Genomic DNA, 20,218 nt, shown 5'->3' on the forward strand with positions numbered 1-20,218 from the left:
GCATTGCCGGATCGGTTCGACGGATCGGGTCGACAGGTCGAGGGGTGCGCAGCCATTGCGCACCCTTTGGCCCGTTTAGCGCACAAACTTTTTGTGTTTGATCCGCTTCGGCTCTAGCGCATCGGCGCCAAGACGACGTTTCTTGTCTTCTTCATAATCCTCGAAGTTGCCTTCGAACCATTCGACATGGGCCTCGCCCTCGAACGCCAGCATATGGGTGCAGATCCGGTCGAGGAAGAAGCGGTCGTGCGAGATGACCACGGCGCAACCGGCAAAATCGACGAGCGCGTCTTCCAATGCCCGAAGGGTTTCGACGTCCAGATCGTTGGTCGGTTCATCGAGCAGCAGCACGTTGCCGCCTTCTTTCAACAGACGCGCCATGTGCACACGGTTACGTTCACCGCCCGACAACAGGCCAACCTTTTTCTGCTGGTCGCCGCCCTTGAAGTTGAAGGACGAGCAATAGGCGCGGGAATTGACCTGGGCATCGCCCAGTTCGATGATTTCCGCCCCGCCAGAGATCGCCTCCCAGACGGTTTCATCCGGTTTCAGGTCATCCCGCGACTGGTCGACATAAGACAGATCAACCGTGTCGCCATAAGAAACTGTGCCCTCATCGGGTTGTTCCTGGCCGGTCAGCATGCGGAACAGGGTGGTTTTACCCGCACCGTTCGGCCCGATCACGCCGACAATCCCGCCGGGGGGCAGCGAGAAAGAGAGGTCTTCGACCAGGAGCTTGTCACCAAGCGCCTTTTTCAGCCCCTCGACCTCGATCACCTTGCCGCCAAGGCGCGGGCCATTGGGAATGACGATCTGGGCATGGGTGATTTTTTCGCGCTCAGACTGGCCTGCCATCTGTTCATAGGCCTGAATCCGCGCTTTGGATTTCGCCTGACGGGCCTTGGCCCCCTGCTGCATCCATTCCAATTCGCGTTCCAGCGTCTTTTGCTTGGCTTTGTCTTCCTTGGCTTCATGCGCCAGACGCTTGGCCTTTTGTTCCAGCCAGGCAGAGTAGTTGCCTTCGTAGGGAATGCCGCGGCCACGGTCGAGTTCGAGAATCCAGCCGGTGATGTCATCGAGGAAATAGCGGTCGTGGGTGACGCAGAGGATCGTGCCCTTGTAGTCGATCAGGTGCTGTTGCAACCAGGCGATGGTTTCGGCGTCGAGGTGGTTGGTCGGTTCGTCGAGCAGCAGCATGTCAGGCGCTTCGAGCAGCAATTTGCACAGTGCGACACGACGTTTTTCACCCCCTGAGAGTTGCGAAACATCGGCTTCGTCCGGCGGGCAGCGCAGCGCCTCCATTGCGACGTCGATCTGGCTGTCGAGATCCCAGAGGTTCTCGCTGTCGATCTGATCCTGCAAGGCGGCCATCTCATCGGCGGTCTCGTCCGAGTAATTCATCGCCAATTCGTTGTATTTGTCGAGAATGGCCTTTTTCGCAGCCACACCCAACATAACGTTACCGCGCACATCGAGCGATGCGTCAAGTTCGGGTTCCTGCGGCAGATAGCCGACTTTGGCACCTTCTGCGGCCCAGGCCTCGCCGGTGAAATCGCTGTCGATGCCCGCCATGATGCGCATCAAGGTCGATTTACCCGAGCCGTTGACGCCGACAACACCGATCTTGACCCCCGGCAGGAACGACAAGCGGATGTTTTCAAAACATTTCTTGCCACCCGGATAGGTCTTGGACACGCCGTCCATGTGATACACGTATTGATAAGCCGCCATCTTTTGCCCCTTCGGTTGTCTTTGGCCGTAGATAGCTGTGCGCAGGCGAATTCGCAATTGGCAAAGGCGGATATGGCTTTGCGACTGCTTTTGGGGGGTGGCAAAGCGCATGGGTTTGGCGCGGCTTGATTGACAAGCCCGAGAAAAATGCTTTGGATACCGGCGTTTTGACCAAGGAGCCGCCCCGGTGCCCCATTTCCCCGCCATTCGGCCCGGCCAAACCATTGGTTTGCTTGGCGGCTCTTTCGACCCGCCGCATCAGGGTCATGTGAACATCACGCGACAGGCGCTGACACGGTTCGGGTTGGATCGGGTGTGGTGGCTGGTCAGCCCCGGCAATCCGTTAAAGGAACACGGACCCGCCCCGCTGGACGAACGCATGGCGGCGGCGCGCAAAATCATGCGCCACCCCCGCGTGGATATCAGCGATTTCGAAGCCGAGGCCGGCACGCGCTATACCGCCGAAACCCTGAAAGCGTTGATTCAGGAATATCGCGGCACCAACTTTGTTTGGCTGATGGGGGCGGACAATCTTATTCAGCTGCCGAAATGGCAGGATTGGCAGCAGATCGTGAACTCTGTGCCGATTGGTGTGCTTGCCCGGCCCGGCGACCGTATTCGCGCGCGGAATTCCAAGGCAGCACGGGTCTATGCCGGGGCGCGTATTCGGGGCCGCGATTCGCAGAAACTGGGCCTGTCGCAGGCCCCGGCCTGGTGTTTCATCAACGTCCCGATGGAGCAACGAGAGTTCCAGCGCAATCCGGGCGCGGGGTGGATGGGTGCAATCCTGATCGGTTAAGGCGGTCCTGGCTTGGCGTCAGCGGTTAAATTCCGCGTCAGGTCAGGAATGTCAGACTTGTTTGATCAGCGATGCTTGGGTTAAATCGCGCCATGACCAAAGTTATTTCCAGACGTTTGTTTCTTGGCTCCGCAATTGGGTTTGTGGCCGGGCAGGCCTTGGGTGATGCGCCGGTTCGGTCGCCACGCCCGGTGGCTCGCCCCGGTAGTACCATCCCGATCCCGGTTGTTTTCCCCTCTGCTGATGAGCTTGTGGCCAAGGCAAAACTGCCCGGCGAAGTCGGTTATGCGGTGATGGATATTGAAACCGGATTGATGCGCGAAGAGGGGAAGGCCGATGTCGGCCTGCCGCCCGCCAGCGTCGCCAAGACGATCACGGCGCTTTATGCGTTGGATGCCCTGGGCGAAGAGCACCGTTTTGCCACATCGCTGCATGTCACGGGTTCGGTGACCGATGGCGTGGTCGACGGTGATTTGATCCTCGCAGGGGGGGGCGATCCAACGCTGGATACCGATGCTCTGGCGGATCTGGCGGCGAAACTGAAGGACGCCGGCATCCGCGAGGTGCGCGGTGCGTTTTATGTCTGGGGTGGGTTCCTGCCGTTTTCCCGCGACATAGATCCCGGCCAGCCGGATCATGTCGGCTATAACCCGGCGGTGTCGGGGCTGAACCTCAATTTCAACCGTGTGCATTTCCAATGGGTGAAACAGGGCAGTACCTATCGCGTCACGATGGATGGTCGCAGCGAAAAGTTTCGCCCCGATGTCGCTTTCGCCCGGATGGCGGTCAAAAATCGTTCGACGCCAATCTATACCTATACTGACCGGTCAGGGCGCGATGAATGGACCGTTGCAAAAACGGCCCTGGGCAATGGGGGCGCGCGGTGGTTGCCGGTGCGCAAGCCAGAACTTTATGCCGGCGAAGTGTTCCAGACCTTTGCCCGCAGTCATGGGATCAAGCTGTCGGTGCCGCAGATTGCGACCATTGCGCCGGGTGGCAGCGTCGTGGCCCAGGTGGTCAGCCCGCCCTTGACCCAGATTTTATTTGATATGTTGAAGTTTTCCACCAACCTGACGGCCGAAGTTGTCGGATTGGCGGCAACCCGTGCGCGGCTTGGCGATGCGGGCGACATCAAGACCTCGGCCCAGGCGATGACCGAGTGGCTGCGGCAGGAATACGCGCTGAGCCCGGATGTGGTGTTTGTCGACCATTCTGGTCTTGGCGATGCGTCGCGGATGACCGCGGCGGATATGGTGTTGATGCTGCGGGCGGCGCGGCAGGCCGGGCCGCTGCGGTCGCTGCTGAAGCCGATTCCGATACGGGATGCGGATTACAAGGTGATCAAGGATCATCCGGTTCAGGTCAGCGCCAAGACCGGCACCTTGAATTTCGTATCCGCGCTGGGCGGCTATTGCACCGGCGTTGATGGGGTCGAGATGGCCTTTGCGATTTTTACCGCCGACAATGCCCGCCGCGCCACGATCCCCCGCGAAGAGCGCGAGCGCCCAGAGGGCGGTCTCGCCTGGAACCGCAAATCCCGCTTGTTGCAACAACAATTGCTGCAACGTTGGGGACAGGCATTTGCCAACAGCTGACGCCGGATCGCTCAGGCCGACAATCGCTCAGGCTGACATATGCCGCGCCCGGGCGCCCCGTTCGATGGCGGCCGCATGCAACCGGTCAATATCCAGCTCATACCGGATTTCTTCCAGCAGGCGCAGTTCGGCCTCGCGCAGCTTTCCATCTGCGGCGGCAACATCGCAGGCCAGCGCATAGGCCGTTTCAAACAACCGTTCCGGCAGGTTGTCACGGATCAGCCCGAACAAGGCGTCAAGCCCGTCTTCCTGTTCGAACAGGTCAAACACGGTCTGCGCGATGACGTTCATCCGGTCGATATCGTAGTCGGCAAAAACCGGCAGGTTGTTTACGGCAAATTCGATTTTGATCAGCTCGGCGGTGCGCATGTTTTCGTCCGAGGCGGAAACGGCGATCATCAATCCGACAAGACAGTCCTGCGGGCTGAGGGAATGGGCGATTTCTTCGGTCATTTGCTATCTCCTGTTGCGGTGCAGAATATTGACCCCGCGCCCCGCCCGCAATAGGGAGAGCGGGCCTGCGTGCATAGGGCGCGCTGCAAACCGGAGAAGTCCTGAAATGTCTGAACTGCGCGATGCCGCTCTTGTCTCGAAAGCCTGGCCTTTTGAAGAGGCGCGCCGCTTGCTCAAACGGTTTGCCAAGACGCCCCCGGAAAAGGGATATGTTCTGTTCGAAACCGGCTATGGTCCGTCGGGTCTGCCGCATCTTGGCACCTTTGGCGAGGTGCTGCGCACAACGATGATCCGTCGTGCATTCGAGGTGATATCGGATATTCCCACGCGGCTGATTTGTTTCTCGGATGATCTTGACGGGATGCGCAAGGTTCCGGGCAATGTGCCCAATCAGGATATGTTGCAGGAACATCTGCAAAAGCCGTTGACATCGGTGCCCGATCCGTTTGGCACCCATGACAGCTTTGGCGATCATAACAATGCGATGCTGCGCCGGTTCCTGGATACGTTCGGGTTCGATTACGAATTCTATTCGGCGACCGAGTTCTATCGCACCGGCAAATTTGACGAGGTGCTGCTGCGTGCGGCGGAGAAATATGACGACGTGATGGCCGTCATGTTGAAATCCCTGCGCGAGGAACGCCGCCAGACCTATTCGATCTTTCTGCCGATCCACCCGGAAACCGGGCGCGTGTTGTATGTGCCGATGAAAAACGTTGATGCGGCCAAAGGCGAGATCACCTTTGACGACAATGACGGTCGCGAATGGACGCTGCCGGTCACCGGCGGCAATGTGAAATTGCAGTGGAAACCGGATTTCGGCGCGCGCTGGGCGGCCCTTGGCGTCGATTTCGAGATGTACGGCAAAGACCATTCGACCAATACGCCGATCTATGACCGGATCTGTTCGATCCTGGGACAGCGCCCGCCAGAGCATTTTACCTATGAATTGTTCCTGGATGATCAGGGGCAGAAGATTTCCAAATCTTCCGGCAACGGCATCTCGATTGATGAATGGCTGAGCTATGCCTCGACCGAGAGCCTGAGCTATTTCATGTTCCAGAAGCCAAAAACCGCGAAGCGGATGTATTTTGATGTGATCCCCAAAGCGGTGGATGAATACCACCAACAGCTGCGGGCCTATGCGACACAGGACACCAAGGCGCGTCTGGCCAACCCGGTGTATCACATTCATGGCCACAACGTGCCAGCCTCGGACATGGTTGTGCCGTTCTCGATGCTGCTTAACCTTGCCAGCGCGTCAAGCGCAGAGGACAAGGAAACGCTTTGGGGGTTCATCAACAAATATGCCCCCGACGCCACGGCCGAAACCCATCCCGGCATGGATGCGGCGGCGGGCCATGCGGTGCGGTATTTCCAGGATTTTGTCAAACCGGCCAAAGTGTTCCGCGCCCCATCCGATCAAGAGCGCGCTGCGCTGGAAGATCTGGCCAAGGCCCTGCGCGATGGCGATTTCGCACTGGACCTGATCGGGCGCAAGAACGCGATTGTCGGCAAGGACGAGCCGCTGCCGCAGGTTGATTTCGCGGATGAGGAATTCCTGCAATCGGTGGTGTTTGCCGTTGGCAAAGTGCACGGGTTCGAGCCGCTGCGCGATTGGTTCAAGGCGATCTACGAGGTGCTTCTGGGGGCCTCGCAGGGGCCGCGTTTTGGCGGGTTTATCGCGCTTTATGGCGTCACGGAAAGTGCCGAACTCATTGACGCGGGCCTGGCGGGCAAGCTCGGCTAAGCTGCCGAGACCGTTGAATTTGACGTTTCGTTAACTTGGGCTACCTCTGCTGCATTAACTGTTGCAGAGGTGGTTCAAATGTTGCGAATTCTGGCGCTGTTATGCGCGGTCCTTTTGTCCGGCGGATTTGCTGCCGCCCAAGACACTCAGCCCCGAAATCCAGAGATTGAAACGGTGATCGGCGCGCAGCTTGATGCCTTTAAGGCAGAGGATGTGAACGGCGCATTTGAATTTGCCGCGCCGAATATCCGCCGGATTTTTCGAACCCCGGAAAATTTCGGCCAGATGGTGGAACGTGGCTACCCGATGGTTTGGCGCCCCGGCGCGACCCGTTACCTGGAGCTTGCCGATATTGACGGAAGATTGTGGCAGCGGGTCGAGATCCTGGATGAAAATGGCGGGCGTCATTACCTTGGCTACGAGATGATCCCCGATGGTTCCGGCTGGAAAATCGGTGGGGTCCAGATTTTGCCTGCGCCCGATATCGCCGTCTGAGCGGCCACAGCCACGGCGCGCGCGTTGCGCGGTCAGCGCGCAGGTATGTTGCGTAGTTGTATTGCGCGAACATTGCACATTGTGTTGCGCGACCAACGCACGGTGGCCTCACCGCAGTTTAAGGTCCAATTGATACCCATTGCCCTCATCGGCGGGTCTTTGCCCGCCTTTCTCGTGGTTCACGCGTGATGTGGGAAAGGGATCTTCATGAACAAAGCGATTACCGAGGGCGTGGTTTTCATGCCGACGCCGTTCGCCAGTGGTTTGGACGAATGGTCGAGCCAGAATGGACGGCCGGGCGACGACACCTATGAAAATGCAGCTAATGCGGCCTTTGTGCCTGCGGATCAGGATTTCGGTGGCTGTCTTGAATTGCAGAAAACCGCTTCGACCCAAAAGCTGCGCTATATGGGCGAAACCCCGCTTTTGCCGGGGTGTTACATCCGGGTGCGTGCACGGGTAAAGGCGATTTCCGGCAATCTGCCCAATGTGCGAATTGCCGGCTATCCGGCGCAGGCCAATGGCACTGAGGTTGGCGGGCTGACCGTTTTTGGGCCGCAGGTTTCGCTGAACACCTATGGCGACGTGACCGAGGTCTCGGCCATCCTGGGGGCGGGCAACCGCGGCGGTGTGGACATGGTTTGGGGCACCACCCCGGTCTTTGCCCATTTGGGATTGGATCTGACGGGGTCGAACGGTGGTGTCGTTCGGATTGACGATCTGGTGATCGAAGACATCACCAGTGCTTTTCTGGCCGACATGCTGGCCACCGTCGATGTGCGGGATTTCGGCGCAATCGGCGACGGCACGACCAACGACAGTGCCGCGTTCGAGGCCGCCGATGACGCGGCAGACGGACGCGAAATTGTGGTGTCCGACGGCACCTATCGTCTGAACAGCGATGTGACGATCAATTCGCGCATTCGTTTCGAGGGCACGGTAACGATGCCGATTTTGCCATCCTGTCCCTGACGCAGAACTTTGATCTTGGCACCTATATTGATGCGTTTGGCAATGAAGAGACCGGTTTCAAAAAAGCGTTCCAATCGCTTTTGAACAATTCTGATCACGAGAGCCTGGATATGGGTGGTCGCCGGATTTCGATTTCCGGTCCGATGGACATGCAGGCCGTGGTGAACAACAAGAATTCCTATGCCCAGCGGCGCCACATCGCCAATGGACAGTTCTATGCCACTGGCGATACGGTTTGGGAACCAGAGGTGCGCACAAGTGCTGCGACCTATTCCGCCAGTGACGATGACAAGCTGACCAATGTCGGCAATATCGCCAATATCCCGGTTGGATCACTGATCACCGGCGTGGGCGTCGGGCGCGAAGTCTATGTGCGATCGGTCAACATCGCGGCACAGGAGATCACCCTGTCCCAACCGTTGGGCGCGGCGACGGGCAGCCAGACCTTTACCTTTACACGGTTCAAATACATGCTGGATTTCAGCGGCTTTGAGCAACTGACCAGCCTGTCGTTTTCGGACGTCGAATTCCAGTGCAACAACAAGGCCAGCGCCATCATGCTGGCCAAGACCGGCACGGTGTTTCAGGTGCGGGATTGTTATTTCACCCGCCCGAAATATCGCGGCATTACCTCTATCGGGTATGGCTGTCAGGGGATGTTGGTGGACCGGTGTCAGTTCCTGTCATCCGAAGGCGGCATTGCGGCGCAAAACCGGGTGTCCATCGCGATCAATGCCAACGCCAATGACGTCAAGCTGCGCAATAACCGCGCCAGCCAGTTCCGGCATTTCTGTATCCTGAGCGGGTCCAACTCTGTTGTGTCGGGCAACCACTTCTTTCAGGGCGACGGCCAGCCAAATGGCGTTCGCATGGCCGGGTTGGTTCTGGCGCTGCGGTCCTGTAATGCCACGGTGGTGGGCAATTACGTCGACAATTGCTTTATCGAATGGACCAATGAACGCGAGGTCGAGCCAGACTATGTGGGCGGTTTCGGCTTTGCCGGGCTGTCGATCACCAACAATGTGTTCCTGTGCGGGGACGTGTTGGATAGCTTTGCCTGGATTGTGGTCAAACCCTATGGCACCGGTCATCGCCTGAACGGGTTGAACGTCAACGGCAATTTGTTCCGCGGCGTTGGCACGGTGATCCGGCAGGCCGAAAGGATTGATACCAGCCACAACGACATGGACTATGGCAACATGAAGAACGTGTATTTCTCAAACAACACGTTCAACAATGTCCTGAAGGTCACCGAAAACCCGGTGGTCGTGTCACATACCCAAGCCACCGAAGCCACCACTTGGCAGATTCCGGGGGCGGGTATTTTGGCCTTTGGCGGCGAAGCGCGTGGTGTCGATGCGGTAGTGGCCACTGACAAGATTTCCAACAGTTCCAATGTGGCGCAATGGAACATGCCCTATGTCAAACATGGGCAGGGGACCAACAATGAACGGGTCGATTTGTTTTGGCCAACAGCCGTCAAAGGCAAGGTGAATGTGACCATGCGCATGGATGTCTGATACCGGATTGGGGCGATCATCGGTCATTGCCCCAACGCCATAGGGGAGCGGTGCAAGCAGGCCGTGGCGCAGTGATGCGCTGCGGTCTTTTGCCATGACTGGGGTTACCGACGGACATTCAAAAATTGTGCCAGAACCCGATGCGAATGCCGGGTGATCGGTCGGTTTGCAGGTCAAACAATACGCCGGTATCGACACTGAAATCATCGCTGATCGGAAACACCAACCCCGTGGCCAGGGTCGAATAAAGCGTGTCGTCGATTTCGGTGTTGAAAACCTGGACCATGGATTGGATGCCACTTTTGTGCGTCAGCCCAACGGTCAAATCAAGTTTGGTTTGGCGCACCTCCATCTTCTGATTGTCAAAGACATGGTCGATCCTTGTTTCGACAGAAAGCCAGCCCGAGGTTTCGCCAAGGGTGATGCCACGACCATAATGCAGCCCGATGCCGGAGTAATTCAGGTCATCCACCTGGCCGACGCTGAGTTCCAGCGCCAGTTTGTGCACATCATGTTGCAAGATCGGCAGGCGAAAAAACAATCGCGTGTCGAGCTCCGCCGCCGGGCCATACCCGCCATGCAGGCCCAGGGTCAGCGACGCGGTGAGGCCGTATTCGGCGTAAAACGAATTATAAACCGTGACATCACTGACGTGGCCGAGATCGTTGAAACCGCCAAGCTCGGTTGCGATGGCCAGAAACCAAGCGCCTTCGTCACGTGGCCAGGCCCCGGCAGATGCAATATTGGCAGTCAGGCTAAACAATACGGCCAAGCGCAGCATACGCAGACCTTCCGATTTTGACGGCTTTCTTTGCCGAGCGTGGCGGATCTTGGTAAACAAGTGGTTAATTGATCCGGTTCGGGCGACGCTGGCAAAAGCGCGGCCAACAGGATATAGCGCGCTGCAAATGGCAGGGTGAAACATGAGCGATCTTGACGAATTGGCGCGGTTGATCCGCGATGACAGCGGGGCACGCGGGCAGCCGGTGTCGAAACTTGGTTATTTCTGTGCGCCGTTTCGCCCAAAGTCGGGAACATTTTCCGACAAAGTCATCAAGGTCTATCGGGCGTCACCGGATCATGCGCTTATGGCGCGGCTGGCGGCAGCGCATGACGATTACCTTTCGGCGTTGCGCACCACCGGTGTGCCGGTGCCGGACACGGAATTCCATTTGCTGCCGGAGGGCGCGCATCAGATCCCGGTGATCGTTCAGGCGGCCTTGCCCGCCGACACCATGATGCGGCCACAGATGCAAGCGGCCCCGGTGGAGGACGCCATCGACCTGATGGAGGCGGCGGGACAGGTGATTGCCCGGTTCTGGAACAATGCCGATCAGTTTGGCACCCGCATCGGGTTCCATCCGTCGATCCGGAACTTTGCCGTGGCCGGGGGGCAGGCGACCTTCTTTGATACCTTTCCGCCACTGATCCACTATTCCCGTGCCGAAATGGGGCAGATGCTTTTGATCTTTTCCGAAAGCGCGCTGATGCGGGCGGTGGGGCCGGTGTTCAAGGGCCGGGTGACCGGCATTCAGGACGAATGGTATTCCGCGCCGGAAACACTTGTCGGGCTTGTGGGATCGGCCTGTCGGTTGCGACCCGACGATGGTCAGGCATTCCTTGCCTGGGGGCGCGATTTTGTGAACCGCGAAATGCCGCGCTGGGCGGATGAGGCACTGCCCGAGTTGCAGCGCCCGCCGAAATTGCCGGGATATTGGACCGGCATGCGCAAGCTTTTGGGGCTTCAGGGCGAACCCAACGTCTGAGACGGAAGATTTACGCAAGCATTTCGGGCTTTGACCGGCCTCTACCCCCGTGGCAGGATACCCACAGGAGGACCAGCCATGCCCGAAATCAAAAAAGATGCGCAAATCCAAACCGTCATCACCACCTTTGAAATGACCCCCGGCACCTGCCAGGATCTTCTGGATGCATTGCAGGATGCCTATGACAGTTTCATTTCAAAACAGCCGGGTTTTATTGCGGCCGGTCTGCATGTGAATGACGCCCAGACCCGCATTGCCAATTATTCGCAATGGGCCCGGCGGGAAGATTTTCTGGCGATGTTGCGATCCGACGAAATGCGCGCCCGCAATCGCAAGATCAACGAATTGTGCCGCAGTTTTGAGCCGGTGATGTACGACGTGGCGGCGACCTTCGGCTGAGCTGAGATTGGTTCCCGGCGGATCTGAACGCATCGGCGGTGCGCCAGGTCCGTCGGTGCCAGCCCCGCGCGCACCGACATTTGCAGCAATACCTCAGGCCGCGGGGGGCGATGGGCGGGTGACAATGAACAACGCGGCACAGCCCAGCACAACTGACTGAATGGTCAGGATCGTCGCGCCCAGCCCAAAGATCGCCCCGGCGGCCAGAATCACCACCATAGAGGTCAACGCCAGCCATTTGGCCCGGCGCGAAATCGCGCGATGGTCCCGCCAATTGGTGATCGGTGGTCCCAACGTCGGATGGTCTACCAGCCAGTCGTGCAAAACGGGCGAAGATCGGGCGAAACAATAGGCCGCCATCAACAGAAAAACCGTGGTGGGCAACAAGGGCAAGACAATGCCCAACACGCCAAGCGCCACCGCCAGGCATCCAAGGATCATCCAGATCGCACGTGAGAGGGCAAACATCCGCATGTGGCCGGACCTATCACAGCGATTTGGCAAAGACCGCAAAAATGCACCGGTTTGGGGCTGGAGATTGGCGGAAACCCGCGCTAGCTATGCCGTATGACACAGGATCTTGGCACCGAAATCAGAGCCCTGCGAAAAGAAGTGGAAAAGTTGAACAACCACCGCTTCTTTCGCATCCATGATAAATTCTGGACCATGCTTTGGCATTCATTGGCGCGTGGGCTGATGATGGGTCTCGGCACGGTTATCGGCGCGACATTGTTGTTGTCGGTGCTGGTCTGGACATTGGCCCAGATCGAATTCATCCCGATTATTGGCGAATGGGCCCGTGAAATCGCTGATATTGTGACCAATGTCAGCGAATGACGCCGGGCCCCAGTGGTTCGGCCGTGGTTAGGCGGATCTGAGAAGCGTTTTGGTTGACCAAACGGCTTGGACAATTCGGGTATAGGGCTGCATGCGTTTGCGCGCCGCAGTGATTATGGCGCGAAGTGCAAAGGTTTCGAAATCAAGCGGTGCCAACGTGGTTTCAACCAAAGCCGCGTCGCGCCCGGTGTTTTGCCGACGCGGCAATCCATCATGATTTGTACCACCAATCAGCAGTGCATCGCGTTTTGGCATGGCGCCGGAAAATTGCGCGGTCAAACAGACGCATTGAAGCAGGGATGCCTTTGCAAAACACCCGATACCACATCGCGATTGGTCAACTGCGCATCATGAATGGTGAGGGCGTTTGATTTTCAACCTCACTAAGAAAATCAGAACCCCAAACGGCGCAATGGGCCAATCACCCGACGGAACAAAATCGGGGGCAGAAGATCCTGAAGCGTTTCCAGCCGCTTTACCTCGCGATCCACCTGATCCGTGGTGCCGGGGCGGGGACGGAACAGCGTTGTGTGGCTGCGCTTTGTATGATCCCAGGTTGCCGTGTAATAATACAGCGCCAATGACATGCGCGGTTCACCATTGGGGTGATTGACCGGCTCTGGATTGCCGTGCCAAGTGTCAGACCCGGTATTAAAGCAGCACATGCGATTGTAAACCGGTGTGAAACTTTCAACCTTTTCGGTCATACCGTCATTCCAGATTTCGAAGGATCCGCCGTATTCCGGTTTCCAATCCTTATTGAGGTAGATCAGAATATTCAATCGCCGCTCAAGATTGAGTTTCTGATTGTGATTGAAATCCGCATGAATGTCCAAATGCCCGCCATTGGCGACCACATGCACGCCGCCACCGGCGAAATAGGGATCGGGGATCAGACCGCTGATGCCGGTCATCTCTTCGAGATAGCGCACAAAGGGACGGGAGTTCAGCACGTAAAACAGCTGACGAGTGTATGGCGGCAGACGCTCTGGCAGATAGGATGTTTTCAGCTTCTCTTGGGGGCGGTCAAAGCTGTCTTCGGCCTCTGGCAGGGTCTTCAGTTCGGCAATGACCTTGTCCAGAACAGAATCGGGCAGGAAATCGTCAAAACTGCCATAGGGATATGGTTTGCGTTTTTGGTAGGTTTCCGCAGCGGCCTGACCTGCCGCTTTGGCAGCGGCGGCATCAACGGCCAGAGTGTCGGGATCAATTTGAATAACAGCCATAATTACAATCCTTGCAAAGGTTTGACACGATGTAACAAGTGAATTTGGCAGAAATGTGGATGATTTTAACCATCACCGCCTGACGTATCGAAATCAACATGAATGTGGTTGCCGTCCGGGTCACGCAGATTGATCTGGGTCAGCGGAATGCCGGGCACCGGATCGACGCTATGGGCGATGTCGTTTTGGTTGAGCAGGGCGATGAAATCGGTCATCCCCTTGGCGCGAAACGCAAAATGTTCCAGCGTGATGTCGCCGCGGCCTGTGGTGTGCCGTCCACCGCCACCAGATGCACAACCGCGCGATCGCCAAGATATAGCCACGCGCCGGGAAAGCGGAACGGTGGGCGTTTGCCGGGATGAAGGCCCAGAATGTCACCGTACCACGCAATCATCGTGTCAAGATTGGTGGTCCGGATGTTGACGTGATCAAAACCTGTAAGCATGGCAAGAGCCTAGCAGCGCAGAGCGTCATTGCAACGGGGATCTGCCTGCGAGGCGCGCGGAAAACCTCCGCAGCGCCCCGCAAGGTCCGGTGTCAGACGCGACTGTTGCCGCCACGCGGACCGGCCAGCAACCAGGCGAGAAAGCCAAGCACAGGCAGGGCGAGAATGACCAAGGTCCAGATCAGTTTGGCCATTGTTGACGCGGTGGACGACAGAACCTGGTAAATCGCGAAGATGTCCACAACCAGGATCAGCAGACCGAAGAATCCATATTCCATTTTTACGACCTCCGAAGGTCTTTGCAGAGATAACGTATCGGCGCATTTTCATGGCCGACGGGGTCGAGGTTTCGACCTTGGCCCTGAACCTAGGGCGATCCGGCGGGAATTCACGAAAAACCTCAAATTTGATTGTAACGCCGGACCTCGCCACAGGGCTTGGGCGCCTTTTGGCAATGGTCTACATCGGCGTCTCTTGAAACTGGCCGTGGACAGTGTTTCAACCGCTTTTGAATTGATGTTTGTCGAGCTGGATGGAGAAGAAGGTCTTAACAGCAAAGGTGCCGACGCATTCCAGAATTTGGAATATGACGTGGCACAGGAATTGATCGACAAGGCGCGTAAATTAAAAGCATTCCGGGATCGGCTTCAGACCCTGGCCGAGGAATGGCAGGAGGATTTTTCCCAGGAATTTCCCGAAGAGGTGGTGCCAGACGCGGTCGAAGCGGCGCGCCGCACAATAATGTTTGCACAGAAATCGGCAAAAACCACCCTGTTGGTCCGGTTCCCCGAGGGCGACGTTATTGCAAATCCGGTGGCGGCCCAGACATTTGCCGATACCATTGAAAGGCTGGGGTTGGCGCGGGTGTCCGCATTGGGGTTGACCCGAAACAACGAAAATCTGGTGTCAAAAACACCTTCGGTCAAATACCGCGACATAGAAATCAACGGATACTTTGTGAAAACGCACAGCAGCACCAAAGACAAAAAGCGCTTTCTTGACGAAATCGCCGCGCGGCTTGGGGTTGGGCTTGATGTGAAAATCGTCACGAATTGACGGTGTCATGACCTGCGCGGGGCAGGGGGGCGACCGCTAGCGCCCCCGCCGTTTCACATTCCCGCCGCGTTGCCCCGGCCGCCCGGCTGTCGACCGCCCCTTGGCCTTGACCGCCGCTTCTGATGCTTTCTCCACTGCATATTGCCGCGCCAGCGGGTCGTCGGCCACGGCCAGATCCACCGCCTCCAGGCGCTTCACCTCGTCCCGCAGTCTCGCGGCTTCTTCGAATTCCAGGTTCTCCGCGGCCTTGCGCATATCGGCGCGCAGCCCGTCCAGCACAGCCTGAAGGTTCGACCCGGCCAGCCCCTTGTCGATGCTGGCGGTGACGCGGTTCATGTCGGTGTCACCTTTGTAAAGACCGGACAGCACATCCTCGACGTTTTTCTTGATCGTGGACGGGGTGATGCCGTGCTCTTCGTTATAGGCGACCTGTTTGGCGCGGCGGCGGTCGGTTTCGGCCAGCGCGCGTTCCATCGACCCGGTGATGCGGTCGGCGTACATGATGACCCGGCCCTCGGCGTTGCGCGCGGCGCGGCCGATGGTCTGGATCAGCGAAGTTTCCGAGCGCAGGAAGCCCTCCTTGTCGGCGTCCAGAATGGCCACCAGCCCGCATTCGGGAATGTCCAAACCTTCGCGCAACAGGTTGATGCCGATCAGCACGTCAAACGCCCCCAGCCGCAGATCGCGCAGGATTTCAATACGTTCCAGCGTGTCGATGTCGGAATGCATGTAGCGCACCTTGATGCCCTGTTCATGCAGATATTCGGTCAGATCCTCGGCCATGCGTTTGGTCAGCGTGGTGCAGAGCGTGCGATAGCCGTCGGCGGTGACGCGGCGGACCTCGTCCAACAGATCGTCGACCTGCATCTCGACTGGTCGGATCTCGACCTGTGGGTCGATCAGACCGGTGGGGCGGATCACCTGTTCGGTGAAGACACCGCCGGATTGCTCCAGCTCCCAGGCCGATGGCGTGGCCGATACAAACACCGACTGCGGGCGCATCGCGTCCCATTCCTCAAACTTCAGCGGGCGGTTGTCCATACAGGAAGGCAGGCGGAAGCCATGTTCCGCCAGCGTGAATTTACGGCGATAGTCGCCCCGGTACATGCCGCCGATCTGCGGCACGGAAACATGGGATTCATCGGCAAAGACAATCGCATTGTCGGGAATGAATTCGAACAGGGTGGGGGGCGGTTCCCCCGGCGCACGCCCCGTCAGATAGCGGGAATAGTTTTCGATGCCGTTGCAATGGCCGGTGGCCTCCAACATTTCGACATCGAAATTGGTGCGTTGTTCCAGCCGCTGCGCCTCCAGCAGCTTGCCCTCACCCACCAGTTGATCGAGCCGTTGCCGCAACTCCTGTTTGATCGAGATGACCGCCTGTTTCAGGGTCGGTTTCGGCGTCACATAGTGGGAATTGGCATAGACCCGGATCTGGTCGAAGGTATCGGTCTTTTCGCCGGTCAGGGGGTCGAATTCCGTGATCGCCTCCAACTCCTCGCCAAAGAACGACAGGCGCCACGCGCGACTGTCGAGGTGGGCGGGAAAGATTTCCAGCACATCGCCGCGCACCCGGAACGAGCCACGCTGAAACGCCTGATCGTTGCGTTTGTATTGTTGGGCCACAAGATCGGCCATGATCTGGCGTTGGTTGTATTCCTGCCCGGCCTTCAGATCGAGGGTCATCGCGCTATAGGTTTCGACCGAGCCGATACCATAGATACAAGAGACCGAGGCGATGATGATCACGTCATCGCGTTCCAGAAGCGCCCGCGTGGCCGAGTGGCGCATGCGGTCGATCTGTTCGTTGATCTGGCTTTCCTTCTCAATATAGGTGTCGGAGCGGGCGACATAGGCCTCTGGCTGGTAGTAGTCATAGAAGCTGACGAAATATTCCACCGAGTTGTCGGGAAAGAACCCCTTGAACTCGCCATAGAGCTGCGCGGCAAGCGTCTTGTTCGGAGCAAGGATGATGGCCGGGCGTTGGGTTTCCTCGATCACCTTGGCCATGGTGAACGTCTTGCCGGTGCCGGTCGCGCCAAGCAGCACCTGATCACGGTCACCGGCATGAAGACCCGAGGTCAGGTCGGCAATCGCGGTCGGTTGGTCCCCGGCCGGTTCAAAATCGGTTTTCATGACAAAGCGATGCCCGCCCTCCAGCTTGGGGCGGCGCGCCACCGCGGGGGTCGGGGCGGTCATCATTGGCATGGTATGGTGATCGGTGTCGGACATGGGGCAGCTCCTTGCGCCCTTAACTTGCCCCCTTTTTGTTCTTTTGCAAGGGCGGTTGCGCCACGGGGCGCGGTGCGGGGCCGGTCATTTGAAAAGATATGGCAAATACCGATTCCACCGGATTCGCTGCCGCATTGTGACAAAAGGTTTCAGAAAGTTGCTAAACCTCGCGCAGAATTGAATTTTTGTATCGCGCCGGATTGGGTGAAGTGTGAGTGTTTACAGCATCTTAATGGTTTGACGCGGAAAACACCCAAATGGGCGCAAGAATTTTCTGCCTGAATCAATTGCCAAGCCACTGACAGCACATGTATTTTCATTTCTGCAAGTATCAGACTTGGCTGTCATTGGGTCGCTTTATCCCATCCCTCGCTCCCCGCGGCACGATTGTCGGCCAAGTCTGGTTTGCACCCCCTCAAATTACCGCAGGCTTCGCCGGTCACCGGTGCTGCAAACGCTTGAACAGCGCCGCGAAATTGCCGATAACCGGGCAAACACCCCGGAGGGACCCAGATGCGTGCACGTATTTTCCAACCCGCCCGCAATGCCATGCAATCGGGCACTGCGAAGACCAAAAATTGGATGCTGGAATATGCGCCGTCCACATCGCGTGAGGTTGATCCGCTGATGGGCTGGACCTCGTCTGTGGATACCCAGACCCAGGTGCGGATGAAGCTTTGACAGCAAGGAATTGGCGCTGGCCTATGCCCGCGATCACGGGATCGACGCGATTGTGACTGAGCCGAAGAAGCGCAAGCCCAACATTCGTGCGCGCGGCTATGCAGAGAATTTTGCCGTTGATCGGCGTGGTCCCTGGACCCACTGAGGCCGACGGCGGCAGCGGGCCGGTGCAGCCCACCCTGCGCCACCAATCAAGCAATATAGTTCGACATATACGGGCGGCCCTCTGGTCGCCCAATTCTTTTGAGGCGCAGCCATGACCATCACCCATCTTGTCACCCATTCCGGCGGATTTCATGCGGACGAACTTTTGTCCTCTGTCATTCTGACGCGTCTCTTTCCCGATGCAGAGTTGAAGCGCAGCCGGGACAAGGCCTGGATCACCCCGGCCAAGGATCGGATCATCTATGATGTTGGTGGCCAGTTTGATGCCGCGCTGCAAATCTTTGACCACCATCAGCGGCCCAATCCCTTGCGCGAAGATGGCCAACCGTTCAGCTCTTTTGGATTGATCTGGGCCCAGTATGGCCGGGACTATCTGCGCGCGATGGCGGTGCCAGAGCAGGATGTCGAGGCGATTCATGGGTCTTTCGACCGTGGCTTTGTGCTGCCGGTCGATCTGCTGGACAATGGCGCGGTCAATGCCGCAGAGGCGGGGCCGCTGTTTGCCGGCCTGACCCTGCCGGTGCTGTTGGAGAGCCTGAAGCCGGTGTTCGATGACCGCGAAGAGGGGGCCGATGATCGGGCGTTTCTGGCGGCGCTTTCCGTGGCGCGTGCCTTTGTCGAGGCGCAAATCGCCCGCCGCGCCGCAAAATACCGGGCAGAGGCCATGGTCATGGCCGCCATCGAAGCCGCCGGAGAGGGCCGCATTCTGGAATTGCCAATGGGGATGCCGTTTCGTGCCGGGGTGGAAAAATCCGGTGCCGACCATCTGTTGTTTGTGATCCATCCGCGCGGCAGCGATTGGGCGCTGACCACGATCCGCACCGGCGACGACACATTTGACACCCGCGCCGATCTGCCTGCGGCCTGGGCCGGGTTGACCGATGCCGCGCTGGAGGCGGCCTGTGGCGTGGCGGGTGCCAAGTTCTGTCACAACGGGTTGTTCATTGCCGTGGCCAGCAGCCGCGAGGCGATTGTGCGCATGGCCGAACTGGCCGTGTCCGAGGCCGCAGCAGCCTAAGCTGTCGCGGCGTTTTCCATAACAGCGCGTGATGTCCTGTCGGGCAAATCTTGATCCCGGCAGGGCACAATCGGCGCGCTGCGCCATTGTATCCATGCCCGGCGTCCGGGTAGCATGTCCGCGACATGGCCATGGAAAACAGTGACATCACAATTGCCCCGGCACCCGCCGATGATCGTCAGGTTGCGGCGCTTTTGACGCGCCATCATGCCGCGATGCGCGCGGGCAGCCCGGAAGAAAGCTGCCATGTGCAAACCGTCGCGGAATTGATGCGGGATGGCGCAGATGTGTATGCCGCCCGGTGCGGTGATACGGTGGTCGCGGTCGGGGCGTTCAAATCGCTGGGCGCGGGCCATGCAGAACTGAAATCCATGCACACCGACGCAGCCCTGCGCGGGCAGGGGGTTGGTCAACGGATGCTGGACGCCATCCTGGCCGCGGCGCAGGCCAAGGGGCATGACCGCATCAGTCTGGAAACCGGCACCGCGGATTTCTTTGCCGCGGCGCGTGCGCTGTATCTGCGCAATGGATTTGCGCCCTGTCCGCCGTTCGGTACATATCGCGACGACCCGCTCAGCGTCTTTATGACCCGGAAATTGTGACGCCGCTTCTGACCCTTGCCCCCGGTGGTGAATTTCGGCAAATAGGGGGCAGCGGTCCCTTAGCTCAACTGGATAGAGCACCTGACTTCTAATCAGGATGTTGAGGGTTCGAGTCCTTCAGGGATCGCCATTTTCAAGCTTGATGAGATGTCATTGCGTTATCGCGCAAGGCTGAGCTGTGTCTGCCTAACAGACATATTATAGCGCACAGCGCCTCTAGCCGATGTTTACATCTCTGGGGGTGCGGGCCTGGAAGAGTGGCAATGAATTCCTGTCACTGAATTTTCGGCTGCTGGTGGGGCTGATGTGCACGGTTGGTTGTTTGGGGCGACTTTGGGCCCCGTGAATTCAGACATTGCCGACAAAACCTATCCTATGTGCGTGCGGCCCTATCGCGGTTTTGGCTGGGATTCCGATAATGCGAGATTATTGGACGCAGCTGTATTCGCAAGGTGACGGCTGTTTTCGTGGAAAAA

At 58.2% G+C, this 20,218-nt stretch carries 21 protein-coding genes, 1 tRNA gene and 1 pseudogene; 14 read left to right on the plus strand and 9 right to left on the minus strand.

Going from position 1 to position 20,218, the window contains the following annotated elements; genetic code table 11:
• Positions 1–75: 75 nt before the first annotated feature.
• On the minus strand, positions 76–1,731 hold the full coding sequence (gene ettA, locus AC0L4F_RS12425; RefSeq protein WP_244688831.1) for an energy-dependent translational throttle protein EttA: 1,656 nt from the start codon (positions 1,729–1,731) through the stop codon (positions 76–78).
• Positions 1,732–1,918: 187 nt separating this feature from the next.
• Here ettA and AC0L4F_RS12430 point away from each other — a divergent pair, with 187 nt between their 5' ends.
• Complete coding sequence (locus AC0L4F_RS12430) at positions 1,919–2,530, plus strand: nicotinate-nucleotide adenylyltransferase (RefSeq protein ID WP_348524096.1); 612 nt, start codon at positions 1,919–1,921, stop codon at positions 2,528–2,530.
• A 92-nt stretch (positions 2,531–2,622) separates the two neighbouring features.
• Positions 2,623–4,125 (plus strand): D-alanyl-D-alanine carboxypeptidase/D-alanyl-D-alanine endopeptidase, encoded by a 1,503-nt coding sequence (gene dacB, locus AC0L4F_RS12435; RefSeq protein WP_244688832.1) that lies wholly within the window; start codon positions 2,623–2,625, stop codon positions 4,123–4,125.
• Between the two features lie 27 nt (positions 4,126–4,152).
• Here the strand turns inward: dacB and AC0L4F_RS12440 are convergent, their stop codons facing one another.
• Positions 4,153–4,578, minus strand: a complete 426-nt coding sequence (locus AC0L4F_RS12440; RefSeq protein WP_244688833.1) for a tellurite resistance TerB family protein — start codon at positions 4,576–4,578, stop codon at positions 4,153–4,155.
• A gap of 106 nt (positions 4,579–4,684) precedes the next feature.
• On the opposite strand from AC0L4F_RS12440, the gene AC0L4F_RS12445 reads away from it, so the two are divergent.
• The 4 genes from AC0L4F_RS12445 (at position 4,685) to AC0L4F_RS12460 (ending at position 9,315) form a co-directional block, all read left to right on the plus strand.
• The gene (locus tag AC0L4F_RS12445; RefSeq protein WP_244688834.1) at positions 4,685–6,328 is read left to right on the plus strand and encodes a lysine--tRNA ligase; all 1,644 of its coding nucleotides are present in this window, start codon (positions 4,685–4,687) and stop codon (positions 6,326–6,328) included.
• Positions 6,329–6,406: 78 nt separating this feature from the next.
• Positions 6,407–6,823 carry a DUF4864 domain-containing protein gene (locus tag AC0L4F_RS12450; protein ID WP_244688835.1) on the plus strand — a complete coding sequence of 139 codons (417 nt, stop codon included), beginning with the start codon at positions 6,407–6,409 and terminating at the stop codon, positions 6,821–6,823.
• A 207-nt stretch (positions 6,824–7,030) separates the two neighbouring features.
• Positions 7,031–7,795 carry a glycosyl hydrolase family 28-related protein gene (locus AC0L4F_RS12455; RefSeq protein ID WP_348524097.1) on the plus strand — a complete coding sequence of 255 codons (765 nt, stop codon included), beginning with the start codon at positions 7,031–7,033 and terminating at the stop codon, positions 7,793–7,795.
• Positions 7,796–7,875: 80 nt separating this feature from the next.
• Complete coding sequence (locus tag AC0L4F_RS12460; RefSeq protein WP_348524098.1) at positions 7,876–9,315, plus strand: right-handed parallel beta-helix repeat-containing protein; 1,440 nt, start codon at positions 7,876–7,878, stop codon at positions 9,313–9,315.
• A 118-nt stretch (positions 9,316–9,433) separates the two neighbouring features.
• Here the strand turns inward: AC0L4F_RS12460 and AC0L4F_RS12465 are convergent, their stop codons facing one another.
• Positions 9,434–10,096, minus strand: a complete 663-nt coding sequence (locus AC0L4F_RS12465; RefSeq protein WP_244688836.1) for a hypothetical protein — start codon at positions 10,094–10,096, stop codon at positions 9,434–9,436.
• A 142-nt stretch (positions 10,097–10,238) separates the two neighbouring features.
• Between AC0L4F_RS12465 and AC0L4F_RS12470 the strand changes: the two genes are divergently transcribed.
• On the plus strand, positions 10,239–11,081 hold the full coding sequence (locus tag AC0L4F_RS12470) for a DUF6206 family protein (protein ID WP_244688837.1): 843 nt from the start codon (positions 10,239–10,241) through the stop codon (positions 11,079–11,081).
• 78 nt (positions 11,082–11,159) lie between these two features.
• The gene (locus AC0L4F_RS12475) at positions 11,160–11,480 is read left to right on the plus strand and encodes an antibiotic biosynthesis monooxygenase family protein (RefSeq protein WP_244688838.1); all 321 of its coding nucleotides are present in this window, start codon (positions 11,160–11,162) and stop codon (positions 11,478–11,480) included.
• Between the two features lie 93 nt (positions 11,481–11,573).
• Here the strand turns inward: AC0L4F_RS12475 and AC0L4F_RS12480 are convergent, their stop codons facing one another.
• Positions 11,574–11,954, minus strand: coding sequence for a YbaN family protein (locus AC0L4F_RS12480; protein ID WP_244688839.1), 381 nt, complete (start codon positions 11,952–11,954; stop codon positions 11,574–11,576).
• Between the two features lie 93 nt (positions 11,955–12,047).
• Between AC0L4F_RS12480 and AC0L4F_RS12485 the strand changes: the two genes are divergently transcribed.
• A complete protein-coding gene (locus AC0L4F_RS12485; protein ID WP_244688840.1) occupies positions 12,048–12,317 on the plus strand; it encodes a DUF5665 domain-containing protein in 270 nt (89 codons plus the stop codon).
• Positions 12,318–12,709: 392 nt separating this feature from the next.
• On the opposite strand, the gene AC0L4F_RS12490 is transcribed toward AC0L4F_RS12485, so the two are convergent.
• From AC0L4F_RS12490 to AC0L4F_RS12505, 4 genes are all read right to left on the minus strand, one after another.
• A complete protein-coding gene (locus AC0L4F_RS12490; RefSeq protein ID WP_244688841.1) occupies positions 12,710–13,543 on the minus strand; it encodes a 2OG-Fe(II) oxygenase in 834 nt (277 codons plus the stop codon).
• Between the two features lie 65 nt (positions 13,544–13,608).
• Positions 13,609–13,758 carry a hypothetical protein gene (locus tag AC0L4F_RS12495; protein WP_244688842.1) on the minus strand — a complete coding sequence of 50 codons (150 nt, stop codon included), beginning with the start codon at positions 13,756–13,758 and terminating at the stop codon, positions 13,609–13,611.
• The gene (locus tag AC0L4F_RS12500; RefSeq protein ID WP_244688843.1) at positions 13,755–13,988 is read right to left on the minus strand and encodes a VOC family protein; all 234 of its coding nucleotides are present in this window, start codon (positions 13,986–13,988) and stop codon (positions 13,755–13,757) included. Before AC0L4F_RS12500 ends, AC0L4F_RS12495 begins: the two co-directional genes overlap by 4 nt.
• 92 nt (positions 13,989–14,080) lie before the next feature.
• Positions 14,081–14,266 (minus strand): PLD nuclease N-terminal domain-containing protein, encoded by a 186-nt coding sequence (locus AC0L4F_RS12505; protein ID WP_244688844.1) that lies wholly within the window; start codon positions 14,264–14,266, stop codon positions 14,081–14,083.
• Positions 14,267–14,474: 208 nt separating this feature from the next.
• On the opposite strand from AC0L4F_RS12505, the gene AC0L4F_RS12510 reads away from it, so the two are divergent.
• Positions 14,475–15,044 carry a hypothetical protein gene (locus AC0L4F_RS12510; protein ID WP_244688845.1) on the plus strand — a complete coding sequence of 190 codons (570 nt, stop codon included), beginning with the start codon at positions 14,475–14,477 and terminating at the stop codon, positions 15,042–15,044.
• A 36-nt stretch (positions 15,045–15,080) separates the two neighbouring features.
• Here AC0L4F_RS12510 and uvrB read toward each other — a convergent pair whose 3' ends face one another.
• Complete coding sequence (gene uvrB / locus AC0L4F_RS12515) at positions 15,081–17,276, minus strand: excinuclease ABC subunit UvrB (protein ID WP_442920401.1); 2,196 nt, start codon at positions 17,274–17,276, stop codon at positions 15,081–15,083.
• Positions 17,277–17,789: 513 nt separating this feature from the next.
• On the opposite strand from uvrB, the pseudogene AC0L4F_RS12520 reads away from it, so the two are divergent.
• The 4 genes and pseudogenes from AC0L4F_RS12520 (at position 17,790) to AC0L4F_RS12535 (ending at position 19,872) form a co-directional block, all read left to right on the plus strand.
• A pseudogene (locus AC0L4F_RS12520) lies at positions 17,790–18,102 on the plus strand (ETC complex I subunit).
• Between the two features lie 111 nt (positions 18,103–18,213).
• The gene (locus AC0L4F_RS12525) at positions 18,214–19,140 is read left to right on the plus strand and encodes an MYG1 family protein (RefSeq protein WP_244688846.1); all 927 of its coding nucleotides are present in this window, start codon (positions 18,214–18,216) and stop codon (positions 19,138–19,140) included.
• A gap of 131 nt (positions 19,141–19,271) precedes the next feature.
• A complete protein-coding gene (locus AC0L4F_RS12530; protein ID WP_244688847.1) occupies positions 19,272–19,742 on the plus strand; it encodes a GNAT family N-acetyltransferase in 471 nt (156 codons plus the stop codon).
• Between the two features lie 53 nt (positions 19,743–19,795).
• Positions 19,796–19,872, plus strand: a tRNA-Arg gene (locus tag AC0L4F_RS12535).
• Positions 19,873–20,218: the final 346 nt, after the last annotated feature.

The organism is Marinovum sp. J2-8 (assembly GCF_055808435.1).

Bases quoted from the DNA above. Each gene is read 5' to 3' on its own strand.
- ettA (WP_244688831.1), bottom strand. From the start codon at position 1,731: ATGGCGGCTTATCAATACGTGTATCACATGGACGGCGTGTCCAAGACC.
- dacB (WP_244688832.1), top strand. From the start codon at position 2,623: ATGACCAAAGTTATTTCCAGACGTTTGTTTCTTGGCTCCGCAATTGGG.
- AC0L4F_RS12440 (WP_244688833.1), bottom strand. From the start codon at position 4,578: ATGACCGAAGAAATCGCCCATTCCCTCAGCCCGCAGGACTGTCTTGTC.
- AC0L4F_RS12445 (WP_244688834.1), top strand. From the start codon at position 4,685: ATGTCTGAACTGCGCGATGCCGCTCTTGTCTCGAAAGCCTGGCCTTTT.
- AC0L4F_RS12450 (WP_244688835.1), top strand. From the start codon at position 6,407: ATGTTGCGAATTCTGGCGCTGTTATGCGCGGTCCTTTTGTCCGGCGGA.
- AC0L4F_RS12455 (WP_348524097.1), top strand. From the start codon at position 7,031: ATGAACAAAGCGATTACCGAGGGCGTGGTTTTCATGCCGACGCCGTTC.
- AC0L4F_RS12465 (WP_244688836.1), bottom strand. From the start codon at position 10,096: ATGCTGCGCTTGGCCGTATTGTTTAGCCTGACTGCCAATATTGCATCT.
- AC0L4F_RS12470 (WP_244688837.1), top strand. From the start codon at position 10,239: ATGAGCGATCTTGACGAATTGGCGCGGTTGATCCGCGATGACAGCGGG.
- AC0L4F_RS12475 (WP_244688838.1), top strand. From the start codon at position 11,160: ATGCCCGAAATCAAAAAAGATGCGCAAATCCAAACCGTCATCACCACC.
- AC0L4F_RS12480 (WP_244688839.1), bottom strand. From the start codon at position 11,954: ATGCGGATGTTTGCCCTCTCACGTGCGATCTGGATGATCCTTGGATGC.
- AC0L4F_RS12485 (WP_244688840.1), top strand. From the start codon at position 12,048: ATGACACAGGATCTTGGCACCGAAATCAGAGCCCTGCGAAAAGAAGTG.
- AC0L4F_RS12490 (WP_244688841.1), bottom strand. From the start codon at position 13,543: ATGGCTGTTATTCAAATTGATCCCGACACTCTGGCCGTTGATGCCGCC.
- AC0L4F_RS12495 (WP_244688842.1), bottom strand. From the start codon at position 13,758: ATGACCGATTTCATCGCCCTGCTCAACCAAAACGACATCGCCCATAGC.
- AC0L4F_RS12500 (WP_244688843.1), bottom strand. From the start codon at position 13,988: ATGCTTACAGGTTTTGATCACGTCAACATCCGGACCACCAATCTTGAC.
- AC0L4F_RS12505 (WP_244688844.1), bottom strand. From the start codon at position 14,266: ATGGAATATGGATTCTTCGGTCTGCTGATCCTGGTTGTGGACATCTTC.
- uvrB (WP_442920401.1), bottom strand. From the start codon at position 17,276: ATGTCCGACACCGATCACCATACCATGCCAATGATGACCGCCCCGACC.
- AC0L4F_RS12525 (WP_244688846.1), top strand. From the start codon at position 18,214: ATGACCATCACCCATCTTGTCACCCATTCCGGCGGATTTCATGCGGAC.
- AC0L4F_RS12530 (WP_244688847.1), top strand. From the start codon at position 19,272: ATGGAAAACAGTGACATCACAATTGCCCCGGCACCCGCCGATGATCGT.